General features: G+C 70.1%; 9 protein-coding genes and 2 pseudogenes. 7 read left to right on the forward strand and 4 right to left on the reverse strand.

What is annotated here, in order from left to right; genetic code table 11:
• The first annotated feature begins 1 nt into the window (after position 1).
• The 3 genes from secF to relA all read left to right on the forward strand — a co-directional run bounded on the left by secF (position 2) and on the right by relA (position 4359).
• A complete protein-coding gene (gene secF / locus OO68_RS19280; RefSeq protein WP_033309643.1) occupies positions 2 to 1114 on the forward strand; it encodes a protein translocase subunit SecF in 1113 nt (370 codons plus the stop codon).
• A complete protein-coding gene (locus tag OO68_RS19285; RefSeq protein ID WP_033309644.1) occupies positions 1111 to 1650 on the forward strand; it encodes an adenine phosphoribosyltransferase in 540 nt (179 codons plus the stop codon). The genes secF and OO68_RS19285 overlap by 4 nt, the downstream gene beginning before the upstream one ends.
• Positions 1651 to 1842: 192 nt before the next feature.
• The gene (gene relA, locus OO68_RS19290; protein WP_033309645.1) at positions 1843 to 4359 is read left to right on the forward strand and encodes a GTP pyrophosphokinase; all 2517 of its coding nucleotides are present in this window, start codon (positions 1843 to 1845) and stop codon (positions 4357 to 4359) included.
• A 61-nt stretch (positions 4360 to 4420) separates the two neighbouring features.
• On the opposite strand, the gene OO68_RS19295 is transcribed toward relA, so the two are convergent.
• Both OO68_RS19295 and OO68_RS19300 read right to left on the reverse strand, forming a co-directional pair.
• Positions 4421 to 5650 carry a DUF349 domain-containing protein gene (locus tag OO68_RS19295; RefSeq protein WP_033309646.1) on the reverse strand — a complete coding sequence of 410 codons (1230 nt, stop codon included), beginning with the start codon at positions 5648 to 5650 and terminating at the stop codon, positions 4421 to 4423.
• A 137-nt stretch (positions 5651 to 5787) separates the two neighbouring features.
• Positions 5788 to 6633 (reverse strand): peptidylprolyl isomerase, encoded by an 846-nt coding sequence (locus OO68_RS19300; RefSeq protein WP_033309647.1) that lies wholly within the window; start codon positions 6631 to 6633, stop codon positions 5788 to 5790.
• Between the two features lie 167 nt (positions 6634 to 6800).
• Here OO68_RS19300 and OO68_RS19305 point away from each other — a divergent pair, with 167 nt between their 5' ends.
• Positions 6801 to 7508, forward strand: a complete 708-nt coding sequence (locus OO68_RS19305; protein WP_033309648.1) for an MBL fold metallo-hydrolase — start codon at positions 6801 to 6803, stop codon at positions 7506 to 7508.
• An 11-nt stretch (positions 7509 to 7519) separates the two neighbouring features.
• Complete coding sequence (gene hisS / locus OO68_RS19310; protein ID WP_033309649.1) at positions 7520 to 8782, forward strand: histidine--tRNA ligase; 1263 nt, start codon at positions 7520 to 7522, stop codon at positions 8780 to 8782.
• Positions 8783 to 8827: 45 nt separating this feature from the next.
• Here the strand turns inward: hisS and OO68_RS19315 are convergent.
• Positions 8828 to 9298: pseudogene (locus tag OO68_RS19315) on the reverse strand (LuxR C-terminal-related transcriptional regulator); the annotation flags it as partial.
• Positions 9297 to 9844: pseudogene (locus tag OO68_RS42360) on the reverse strand (ABC transporter ATP-binding protein); the annotation flags it as partial. The pseudogenes OO68_RS19315 and OO68_RS42360, both read right to left, overlap by 2 nt.
• A 141-nt stretch (positions 9845 to 9985) precedes the next feature.
• Between OO68_RS42360 and OO68_RS19325 the strand changes: the two are divergent.
• Both OO68_RS19325 and OO68_RS19330 read left to right on the forward strand, forming a co-directional pair.
• Complete coding sequence (locus OO68_RS19325) at positions 9986 to 10642, forward strand: vitamin K epoxide reductase family protein (protein WP_033309651.1); 657 nt, start codon at positions 9986 to 9988, stop codon at positions 10640 to 10642.
• 56 nt (positions 10643 to 10698) lie between these two features.
• Positions 10699 to 12051, forward strand: a complete 1353-nt coding sequence (locus OO68_RS19330) for a replication-associated recombination protein A (protein ID WP_033309652.1) — start codon at positions 10699 to 10701, stop codon at positions 12049 to 12051.
• The last annotated feature ends 185 nt before the right edge of the window (positions 12052 to 12236 follow it).

The following is a 12236-nucleotide window of genomic DNA, read 5'->3' on the forward strand; positions in this document are numbered from 1 at the left end:
GATGTCGAAGCTCGGCAACCTCGGCGCCCGGCTGCACCGTGGCGAAATCGGCTACGACTTCGTCAAGAACCGCAAGATCTGGTACGGCCTGTCCATCCTGATCACCATCACGGCCATCGTCGGCCTGACGGTCCGAGGCCTGAACATGGGCATCGAGTTCCAGGGCGGCGCCGTCTTCAACACCCCGAAGAACACCTCCGCCTCGGTGTCCCAGGCGGAGGAGTACGCGGAAGCGGCCTCCGGCCACGACGCGATCGTCCAGAAGCTCGGCGACGGCAGCCTGCGCATCCAGGTCGCCGGCATCGACACCGGCGCGGCCAACGAGATCAAGAGCACGCTCGCCGACGACCTCAAGATCGACTCGGAGCAGATCAACGCCGAGCTGGTCGGCCCCAGCTGGGGTGAGCAGATCGCCAACAAGGCGTGGCAGGGCCTCGGCATCTTCCTGGTGCTCGTCGTGATCTACCTGGCGATCGCCTTCGAATGGCGCATGGCGGTGGCCGCGTTCGTCGCGCTGATCCACGACATCACCATCACGGTCGGCATCTACGCCCTCGTCGGCTTCGAGGTCACACCGGGCACGGTCATCGGTCTGCTGACCATCCTCGGCTACTCGCTCTACGACACGGTCGTGGTGTTCGACAGCCTCAAGGAACAGACGAAGGACCTCACCAAACAGACCCGCTGGACCTACAGCGACGTCGCCAACCGCTCGATCAACAGCACCCTGGTCCGCTCCATCAACACCACGGTCGTCGCGCTGCTGCCGGTCGCCGGGCTGCTGTTCATCGGTGGCGGCGTCCTCGGCGCCGGCATGCTGAACGACATCTCGCTGTCGCTGTTCGTCGGTCTCGCCGCCGGTGCGTACTCCTCGATCTTCATCGCCACGCCGCTCGTCGCCGACCTCAAGGAGCGCGAGCCGGCGATGAAGGCCCTGAAGAAGCGCGTCATGGCCAAGCGGGCCCAGTCCGCCGCCCAGGGAGGGACCGAGGCCCACGACGAGGAGGCGTACGCGGACGAGCCCGAGGACGCCGCACCCGCGGTGGTCGGGCCGCGCAACCAGCCCGCCTCGCGCACACGTGGCCGCGGCCGTCCCTCGGGGAAGCGCCGATGACCGACATCAGGGAGCTGCTGCTCAGCCGCATCCGCGACGTGGCCGACTACCCGGAACCGGGCGTGATGTTCAAGGACATCACCCCGCTCCTGGCGGACCCGGCGGCGTTCACCGCCCTGACCGACGCCCTCGCCGAGATTGCCCAGCGCACCGGCGCCACGAAGGTCGTCGGCCTGGAGGCCCGCGGCTTCATCCTCGGCGCCCCGGTCGCGGTCCGCGCGGGGCTCGGCTTCATCCCCGTACGCAAGGCGGGCAAGCTCCCCGGAGCCACCCTCGCCCAGGCCTACGACCTGGAGTATGGCTCGGCGGAGATCGAGGTGCACGCCGAGGACCTCACCGCCGAGGACCGGGTGCTCGTCGTCGACGACGTCCTCGCCACCGGCGGCACCGCCGAGGCCTCGGTCCAGCTCATCCGCCGGGCCGGCGCCGAGGTCGCCGGCCTCGCCGTCCTCATGGAGCTCGGCTTCCTGAGCGGCCGCGCCCGCCTGGAGCCGGCCCTGAACGGCGCTCTGCTGGAGGCCCTGCTCACGGTCTAGCAACCGCGCAGCGGGCCGGTGGACACCGGCACGACACCGCGCAGGCGGGCACCGGACATCCGGTGCCCGCCTGGTGCGTTTCCCGGGTAGACGGTCCTCACATTGGCCTGAAGGCGATCCCGGGGCCCGGGATCGCTACCATGGGGGTCCGGAGCCTGACCGGGGGAACCGGATCGCGCACGAGGAGCCCTCTTGCCAGACGAGGCCCAGCACCTGACCGCCGCCAAGCCCGAGTCCGCCTCGGCAGCCGCGGCCAAGCCCGCGCCGAACGCGCCCCACGCGAAGAACGACACCCGCGGGCCGGTCGAGCACGCCCAGTCGACGCCGGTCGACAAGCCCGCCGAGCAGGCCCGGCCCAAGCCCGCCCCGCCCGTGCGGCAGGCCTCCGGTCAGCCGGCCCGCAGCGGCTCCTCCAACCGCGTCCGCGCCCGTCTGGCCCGGCTCGGGGTGCAGCGCGCGAACCCGTACAACCCGGTGCTGGAGCCGCTGCTGCGGATAGTGCGCAGCAACGACCCGAAGATCGAGACGGCCACGCTCCGCCAGATCGAGCGCGCCTACCAGGTCGCCGAGCGCTGGCACCGCGGACAGAAGCGCAAGAGCGGCGACCCGTACATCACGCACCCCCTCGCCGTCACCACCATCCTCGCCGAGCTGGGCATGGATCCGGCCACGCTGATGGCCGGGCTGCTGCACGACACGGTCGAGGACACCGAGTACGGTCTGGACGACCTGCGCCGCGACTTCGGCGACGTCGTCACCCTGCTCGTCGATGGCGTCACCAAGCTGGACAAGGTCAAGTTCGGCGAGGCCGCACAGGCCGAGACGGTGCGCAAGATGGTCGTCGCCATGGCCAAGGACCCGCGCGTCCTGGTCATCAAGCTCGCCGACCGCCTGCACAACATGCGCACCATGCGCTACCTCAAGCGCGAGAAGCAGGAGAAGAAGGCCCGCGAGACCCTGGAGATCTACGCGCCGCTCGCCCACCGCCTGGGCATGAACACCATCAAGTGGGAGCTGGAGGACCTCGCCTTCGCGATCCTCTACCCCAAGATGTACGACGAGATCGTCCGGCTGGTGGCCGAGCGGGCACCGAAGCGCGACGAGTACCTGGCCATCGTCACCGACGAGGTCCAGCAGGACCTGCGCGCGGCCCGCATCAAGGCGACCGTCACCGGTCGCCCGAAGCACTACTACAGCGTCTATCAGAAGATGATCGTCCGCGGCCGGGACTTCGCGGAGATCTACGACCTGGTGGGCATCCGCGTCCTCGTGGACACCGTCCGCGACTGCTACGCGGCCCTCGGCACGGTGCACGCGCGATGGAATCCGGTACCCGGCCGGTTCAAGGACTACATCGCGATGCCCAAGTTCAACATGTACCAGTCATTGCACACGACGGTCATCGGCCCCGGCGGCAAGCCGGTCGAGCTGCAGATCCGCACCTTCGACATGCACCGTCGCGCCGAATACGGCATCGCCGCGCACTGGAAGTACAAGCAGGAGGCCGTCGCGGGCGCCTCCAAGGTGCGCAGCGACGCCCCCAAGTCGTCCGGCAAGGGCAAGGACGACCACCTCAACGACATGGCCTGGCTGCGTCAGCTGCTCGACTGGCAGAAGGAGACGGAGGACCCGGGCGAGTTCCTGGAGTCCCTGCGCTTCGACCTGTCCCGCAACGAGGTCTTCGTCTTCACCCCCAAGGGCGACGTCATAGCGCTCCCCGCCGGTGCCACGCCGGTGGACTTCGCCTACGCCGTGCACACCGAGGTCGGGCACCGCACCATAGGCGCCCGCGTCAACGGCCGGCTGGTCCCGCTGGAGTCCACCCTCGACAACGGCGACCTGGTCGAGGTCTTCACCTCCAAGGCACCCGGCGCGGGCCCCTCCCGCGACTGGCTCGGCTTCGTCAAGTCACCGCGGGCCCGCAACAAGATCCGGGCCTGGTTCTCCAAGGAACGCCGCGACGAGGCGATCGAGCAGGGCAAGGACGCCATCGTCCGCGCGATGCGCAAGCAGAACCTGCCGATCCAGCGCATCCTGACCGGCGACTCCCTGGTGACCCTCGCCCACGAGATGCGCTACGCCGACATCTCCGCGCTGTACGCGGCGATCGGCGAGGGCCATGTCTCCGCACAGAACATCGTGCAGAAGCTGGTCCAGGCCCTCGGCGGCGAGGAGGCCGCCACCGAGGAGATCGACGAGTCGGTCCCGCCGGCCCGCGGCCGCAGCCGCAAGCGCCGCACCAGCGCGGACCCGGGTGTTGTCGTCAAGGGCGTCGACGACGTGTGGGTCAAGCTGGCCCGCTGCTGCACGCCCGTCCCGGGCGACCCCATCATCGGCTTCGTCACCCGCGGCAGCGGCGTATCGGTTCACCGCAGCGACTGCGTGAACGTGGACTCGCTGTCCCGTGAGCCGGAGCGCATCCTCGACGTCGAGTGGGCGCCCACCCAGTCCTCGGTCTTCCTCGTCGCCATCCAGGTCGAGGCCCTGGACCGCTCCCGGCTCCTCTCGGACGTCACCCGCGTGCTGTCCGACCAGCACGTCAACATCCTCTCCGCGGCCGTCCAGACCTCCCGCGACCGGGTCGCCACCTCCCGCTTCACCTTCGAGATGGGCGACCCGAAGCACCTCGGGCACGTGCTCAAGGCGGTCCGGGGCGTGGAGGGCGTCTACGACGTGTACCGGGTGACGTCGGCGCGCAGCAGGTCCTAGCGGCCACACGAAAGGGGGGCTCCGTACCAGGTGTACGGGAGCCCCCCTTCGCGTCGGCCGATCAGCCGCCGAACTCCTGCAGGCCCTTCAGAGCCTGTTCCAGCAGCGCCTGCCGGCCGTCGAGCTCACGCTGGAGCTTGTCGGCCTTGGCGTTGTTGCCCTGCGCGCGGGCCTGCTCGATCTGGCCCCGCAGTTTGTCCACGGCGGCCTGGAGCTGGCCGGTGAGACCCTCGGCACGCGCGCGTGCCTCCGGGTTCGTCCGGCGCCACTCGGCCTCCTCGGCCTCCTGGATGGCCCGCTCGACCGCGTGCATCCGGCCCTCGACCTTCGGCCGGGCGTCGCGCGGTACGTGGCCGATGGCCTCCCAGCGCTCGTTCACGTTCCGGAACGCGGCCCGGGCCGCCTTGAGGTCCGTGATCGGCAGGAGCTTCTCGGCCTCCTCGGCCAGCTCCTCCTTGAGCTTGAGGTTCTCCGACTGCTCGGCGTCCCGCTCGGCGAAGACCGAGCTGCGGGCCGCGAAGAACACGTCCTGGGCGCCGCGGAAGCGGTTCCACAGGTCGTCCTCGTGCTCGCGCTGCGCTCGGCCCGCGGCCTTCCACTCGGACATCAGCTCGCGGTAGCGCGCCGCCGTCACGCCCCAGTCCGTCGAGTTCGACAGGGCCTCGGCCTCGGAGACCAGCCGCTCCTTGGTCTTGCGGGCCTCCTCGCGCTGCGCGTCCAGCTGCGCGAAGTGCTGCTTGCGCCGCTTGGAGAACGCCGACCGCGCGTGCGAGAACCGGTGCCACAGCTCGTCGTCGGACTTGCGGTCCAGGCGCGGCAGACCCTTCCAGGTGTCCACCAGCGCCCGCAACCGCTCACCGGCCGCCCGCCACTGGTCGGACTGCGACAGCTCCTCCGCCTCGGCGACCAGAGCCTCCTTCGACCTGCGCGCCTCGTCGGACTGCTTCGCCCGCTGCGCCTTGCGCTCCTCGCGGCGCGCCTCCACCAGCTCCACGAGCTTGTCCAGCCGGACCCGCAGGGCGTCCAGGTCGCCCACCACGTGGTGCGCGTCGACCTGCTCCCGGATGTGGTCGATGGCGGCCTGGGCGTCCTTCGCCGACAGGTCGGTGGTCTTCACTCGCTTCTCGAGGAGGCCGATCTCGACAACCAGGCCCTCGTACTTGCGCTCGAAATAGGCCAGCGCCTCCTCGGGGGAGCCCGCCTGCCAGGAACCGACGACCTGCTCGCCGTCGGCCGTACGCACGTACACGGTCCCCGTCTCGTCGACGCGGCCCCACGGGTCGCTGCTCACAGCGCCTCCTCCACATGATGCCTGCGAGGGGCCTGAAGCTCCCCCGGGCATCGTCCACAGTTTCGTCACGGCCAACATAGGCGACCGGCGGGGGGCCTGTCCGCATCCCGCGCGACCGAAATTTCGCAGTTGAGGGGTCAGGATTTCGTGATCGTGGCCTTGTTGATCACGACCGTCGCGTTGGGCGCCGTGTTACCCGTCTGCGGGTCGGGGGCCTGCGCTCCGGCGGCGGCGATCTTCTTCAGGACCTTCATGCCCGCCTCGGACACCGTACCGAACGGTGTGTAGTCGGGCGGCAGCTGACTGTCCTGGTAGACGAGGAAGAACTGGCTTCCGCCGCTGTTGCGGCCCTGCTTCGTCTGCGCGTTGTACTGGTTCGCCATCGCGACCGTGCCCGCCGGGTACACCCCGCCCTTGAGGCTCTTGTCCTTGAGGTTCTCGTCCGGGATCGTGTAGCCCGGTCCGCCCATGCCGGTGCCCTTCGGGTCGCCGCACTGCAGGACGTAGATGCCCTGGTCGGTGAGCCGGTGGCACTTGCTGTGGTCCAGGTAGCCCTTGCCGAGCAGGAAGTTGAACGAGTTCACCGTGTGCGGCGCCGCCGACGCCTTCAGCGCGACGTCTATCTCGCCGCAGGTCGTGTCCAGCTTCATCGTGTACTTCGCCGACTCGTCGATGGTCATCGCCGGTTCCTTCTTCCAGGTCTCCGACTTGACCTTGCCCGGAGCCGGCTTCTCGCACGGATCCGGGGCCTTGCTCGGTGTGGCACTCGGGGTGACGTCCGCGTTCGCGTTCTCCGTCTTGCCGTCGTCCTCGAACGGCTTGGTCAGGAAGACCGTCACCGAGAGCACCACGATCACGCCGAGAGCGGAGGCGATCACGGAGTTGCGGATACGGGCCTTGCGCCGCGCGTCAGTGCGTCGCTGCTGCTGCCGCAAGAACTTCTCCCGGGCGAGCTGACGCCGCCGCTGTTCCTGGCTGACCACCGGGTTCTCTCCTCATGGGTCTCGAACGTCGACCGGTACGCCTGCGTCCTGTGTGCCGACCGCCTGCGTGTGCCCCGTACCGTATATGGGTTCGCTGAGGAATCGGCAGCGCCGGTAGGCTCTGTGAGCAGCCGTAGCCGCCCGTATCGACACAACGAAGGACGATCGTGCTCATTGCCGGGTTCCCCGCCGGGGCCTGGGGGACGAACTGCTACCTCGTCGCCCCCGCCGCCGGTGAGGAGTGCGTGATCATCGACCCCGGCCATCAGGCCGCCGACGGCGTCGCGGAAGCGGTCAGGAAGCATCGGCTCAAGCCCGTCGCCGTCGTCCTCACCCACGGCCACATCGACCACGTGGCCTCCGTCGTCCCGGTGTGCGGCGCACACGACGTGCCGGCCTGGATCCACCCCGACGACCGGTACATGATGAACGACCCCGAGAAGGGGATCGGCCGTTCCATCGGCATGCCGCTGCTCGGCGAGCTGACCGTGGGGGAGCCCGATGACGTCAAGGAGCTGGCCGACGGGGCGAAGCTGGAGCTGGCGGGCCTGGAGCTGTCCGTCGCGCACGCACCCGGCCATACCAAGGGGTCGGTGACCTTCGGCATGCCCGAGGCGGCGGACATCCCGCCGATCCTCTTCTCGGGCGACCTGCTGTTCGCCGGCTCCATCGGACGCACCGACCTGCCCGGCGGTGACATGGCCGAGATGCTCGACTCGCTGGCCCGCGTGTGCCTGCCGCTCGACGACTCGACCGTGGTGCTGTCCGGCCACGGCCCCCAGACGACCATCGGCCAGGAGCGCTCCACCAACCCGTACCTGCGGCAGGTGGCGACCGGCCAGGGAGCACCTCAGGCTCCCCGACGAGGAATGTGACGAGACCTTCCGTGAGCACCTTCAAGGCCCCCAAGGGCACGTACGACCTCATCCCGCCGGACAGCGCCAAGTACCTCGCCGTCCGTGAGGCGATCGCCGCTCCGCTGCGCAACTCCGGCTACGGCTACATCGAGACGCCCGGCTTCGAGAACGTCGAACTCTTCGCGCGCGGGGTCGGTGAGTCCACCGACATCGTGACCAAGGAGATGTACGCCTTCGAGACCAAGGGCGGCGACAAGCTCGCCCTGCGTCCCGAGGGCACGGCCTCCGTCCTGCGCGCCGCGCTGGAGGCCAACCTGCACAAGGCCGGCAACCTCCCGGTCAAGCTCTGGTACTCCGGCTCGTACTACCGCTACGAGCGCCCTCAGAAGGGCCGCTACCGGCACTTCTCCCAGGTCGGTGCCGAGGCGATCGGCGCGGAGGACCCGGCGCTCGACGCCGAGCTGCTCATCCTGGCCGACCAGGCGTACCGCTCGCTGGGCCTGAGCAACTTCCGGATCCTGCTCAACAGCCTCGGCGACCAGGAGTGCCGCCCCGTCTACCGGTCGGCGCTGCAGGAGTTCCTGCGCGGCCTCGACCTGGACGAGGACACCCTGCGCCGCGCCGAGATCAACCCGCTGCGCGTCCTGGACGACAAGCGCGAGTCGGTCCAGAAACAGCTCGGGGACGCACCGCTGCTGCGCGACTACCTGTGCGACGCCTGCAAGGCGTACCACGAGGAGGTCCGCGAGCTGATCACGGCGGCGGGCGTCACCTTCGAGGACGACCCGAAGCTGGTCCGCGGCCTGGACTACTACACCCGCACCACCTTCGAGTTCGTCCACGACGGCCTCGGCTCGCAGTCCGCGGTGGGCGGCGGCGGCCGCTACGACGGCCTCTCCGAGATGATCGGCGGCCCCGCGCTGCCGTCCGTCGGCTGGGCCCTCGGCGTCGACCGCACGGTCCTCGCCCTGGAGGCGGAGGGCGTCGAGCTCGAACTGCCCGCCACCACCAGCGTGTTCGCCGTCCCGCTCGGCGAGGAGGCCCGCCGGGTCCTGTTCGCCAAGGTCACGGAACTGCGCAAGAACGGCATCGCGGCCGACTTCTCCTACGGCGGCAAGGGCCTCAAGGGCGCGATGAAGAACGCCAACCGCAGCGGCGCCCGCTACACGGTCGTCGCCGGCGAACGCGACCTCGCCGAGGGCGTCGTCCAGCTCAAGGACATGGAGTCGGGCGAGCAGACGGCGGTCGGCGTGAACGAGATCGTGGCGGAGCTGGAGGCACGGCTCGGCTGAGGCAGCCGGTTGGAAGGCGCCGGGGCACGGCGCCTTCCCCACTCCTCACTCCTCCAGGAGCCCGAACCGCATCGCGTAAGTCACGGCCGCCGTCCGGTCGTCCACCCCCGACTTGCCGAAGACGCGCAGCAGATACGTCTTCGCGGTCGACTCCCCGATGAACAGCCGCCGCCCGATGTCCGCGTTCGTGCACCGCTCGACGACCAGCCGCAGCACGGCCGTCTCGCGTTCCGACAGGCGTGGCCGCTCCGGCTTCGTCCTCAGCCGGTCGACCAGCCGGGCCGCCACGGACGGGGCCGGCACCATCTCGCCGCGTGCGGCGGCCCGCACGGCCTCCGCCAGCTCCGCCCGCGGCAGGTCCTTCAGGTGGTAGCCCGCGGCCCCGGCCTCCACGGCCCGCAGGATGTCCCGGTCCGTCTCGTAGGTCGTCAGCACGACCACCCGGCACGCCAACCCCGCCCGCGCCATCCGCTCGATGGCGTCCACACCCCCGCCGCCCGGCATCCGCAGATCCACCGTCGTCGGCCAGGGCGCGGATCAGCGACCAGAAGCGGCGCCGGGCCGCCGGGTCGAACCCGGTCGTCGGTTCGTCCAGAAGCAGCAGGTCAGGGCCTCCGATGACGCCGAGCGCCACGTCCAGACGCCTGCGCTGGCCACCCGACAGCGCCTTGATCCGGCTGTCCGCCTTGGCCTCCAGACCGGTCAGGCGATGACCTCCTCCGGGTCCCGCGGCCGGGGGTAGTAGCGGGCGAAGTGCCGCACGGTCTCCCGGACCGTCAACTCGGCGGGCGCCGATTCGTCCTGCCAGACGATCCCGACGCGCGACCGCCACGCGCGCGTGCCGGTCGCCGGGTCCGACCCGAGGACGTACACCTCGCCCGCGTCCCGGTTGCCCTGGAGGATCTCCACCGTGGTGCTCTTGCCCGCGCCGTTGGGTGCGAGCAGGCCGAACACCTCGCCACGCCGGATGCCGAGATCGATACCGTCCACGGCGGCCACGCCCCCGTAGCGCTTGCGCAGTCCCCGTACGTGCACGGCGAGTTCGTACCCCTGTGCTGTCATGCGACGAGCGTCGGCCGGAACGCAACCCTCAGGGACGACCGGGCGGCCGACCTTATGTCCACTGAACGGTGGACACGGCCCCTGTGCGGCACAATGGTCCTGCCCGAAGATGGTCAGGTCTCTAGTGACGGAATCGGCGTGATGAGCAAGACGACAGTCAGGGACGTCTCCACGGAGTCCGAGCCGGAGTGCGCCGAGCCCGCGTCCCGCACGGAGGGCGGCAGCCGGGCCCTGGCCCTGCTGCTGGTGATCACCGGCGCGGCCGGACTGCTCGCCGCGTGGGTCATCACGATCGACAAGTTCAAGATCCTCGAGGCCAAGGTCGCGGGCACGACGTTCACGCCCGGGTGCAGCCTCAACCCCGTGGTCTCCTGCGGCAGCGTCATGGAGAGCAAGCAGGCCGAGGTCTTCGGCTTCCCGAACCCGATGCTCGGCCTCGTCACCTACGCGATCGTCATCGGTGTCGGCATGAGCCTGCTCGCCGGCGCCCGCTTCCCGCGCTGGTACTGGCTCACCTTCAACGCCGGCTGCCTCTTCGGCGTGGGCTTCTGCGCCTGGCTGACGTTCCAGTCCCTGTACCGGATCAACGCGCTGTGCCTGTGGTGCAGCCTGGCCTGGGTCGCCACGATCCTGATGTTCTGGTACGTGACGTCGTTCAACATCCGCAAGGGCTTCCTGCCCGCCCCGAGTTGGCTCAAGAGCTTCTTCGGCGAGTTCACGTGGGTCATGCCCGTGCTGCACATCGGCATCATCGGCATGCTGATCCTGACCCGCTGGTGGGACTTCTGGCTCAGCTGAGCCCCCGGTTCCGGGGCCCGGCCGGATTGTCAGTGCCGTGAATTAGGGTTTCTGACGTGGAGCCCGACCTGTTCACCGCCGCAGCCGAAGAACGCCAGGAGAAGGAGCCGTCCAGCAGCCCCCTGGCGGTGCGGATGCGCCCGCGCACCCTCGACGAGGTCGTGGGCCAGCAGCACCTGCTGAAGCCGGGCTCACCCCTGCGCAGACTGGTCGGGGAGGCCTCCGGCCCGGCCGGTCCCTCCTCGGTGCTCCTGTGGGGCCCGCCGGGCACCGGCAAGACCACCCTGGCCTACGTCGTCTCCAAGGCCACCGACGCCCGCTTCGTGGAGCTGTCCGCGATCACCGCCGGCGTCAAGGAGGTCCGCGCGGTCATCGACGGCGCCCGCCGCGCATCCGGCGGCTACGGCAAGGAGACCGTCCTCTTCCTCGACGAGATCCACCGCTTCAGCAAGGCCCAGCAGGACTCCCTGCTCCCGGCCGTCGAGAACCGCTGGGTGACGCTCATCGCGGCGACGACGGAGAACCCGTACTTCTCGGTCATCTCCCCCCTGCTGTCCCGCTCCCTGCTGCTCACCCTCGAACCGCTCACGGACGACGACATCAGGAGCCTCATCCGCCGCGCCCTCACCGACGAGCGCGGCCTCAAGGAGGCCGTCACCCTCCCCGAGGAGACCGAGAGCCACCTCCTGCGCATCGCCGGCGGCGACGCCCGCCGTGCCCTGACCGCCCTGGAGGCGGCCGCCGGAGCCGCCCTCGACAAGGGCGAGGCGGAGATCGGCCTGACCACCCTGGAGGAGACGGTCGACCGGGCCGCCGTGAAGTACGACCGGGACGGCGACCAGCACTACGACGTGGCCAGCGCCCTGATCAAGTCCATCCGCGGCTCCGACGTCGACGCGGCCCTGCACTACCTGGCCCGGATGATCGAAGCCGGCGAGGACCCCCGCTTCATCGCCCGCCGCCTGATGATCTCCGCCAGCGAGGACATCGGCCTGGCCGACCCGACCGCCTTGCAGACGGCCGTCGCCGCCGCCCAGGCCGTCGCCATGATCGGCTTCCCCGAGGCCGCCCTCACCCTCAGCCACGCCACGATCGCCCTCGCCCTGGCCCCCAAGTCCAACGCCGCGACCACGGCGATCGGCGCAGCCCTGGAGGATGTACGCAAGGGCCACGCCGGACCCGTGCCCGCCCACCTGCGCGACAGCCACTACAAGGGTGCGACCAAGCTCGGCCACGGCCAGGGCTACGTCTACCCGCACGACCTGCCCGAGGGCATCGCGGCCCAGCAGTACGCCCCCGACGAACTGAAGGACCGCGAGTACTACGAGCCGACCCGGCACGGGGCGGAGGCCCGCTACGCGGACGCGGTGGAGTGGACCCGGAAGAACCTCGGTCGAAAGCGGTCCTGAGCACCCTGTAAACTCGTCCGGAGTGCCGCGTCCCGTGCAGTCAGAACGGGACAGTCGGCCGGAGCCAGTCCGGGGGCACAGTCCTCCGGGAAGGGCTCCAGGAGCGTCGCGCACCGTCGAACGGTGTCGCGGGCAGCCCACCACCACCGTCGCACGACGGAACCGGTCGGTGGGCCACTCGCGTG

Origin of the sequence: Streptomyces iakyrus, from assembly GCF_000717055.1 — a bacterium.
Lineage (GTDB): Bacteria > Actinomycetota > Actinomycetes > Streptomycetales > Streptomycetaceae > Streptomyces > Streptomyces iakyrus.

What these genes read in the sequence shown, in the direction of transcription:
- secF (WP_033309643.1), top strand. Translation starts at nt 2, where the DNA reads ATGTCGAAGCTCGGCAACCTCGGCGCCCGGCTGCACCGTGGCGAAATC.
- OO68_RS19285 (WP_033309644.1), top strand. Translation starts at nt 1,111, where the DNA reads ATGACCGACATCAGGGAGCTGCTGCTCAGCCGCATCCGCGACGTGGCC.
- OO68_RS19325 (WP_033309651.1), top strand. Translation starts at nt 9,986, where the DNA reads ATGAGCAAGACGACAGTCAGGGACGTCTCCACGGAGTCCGAGCCGGAG.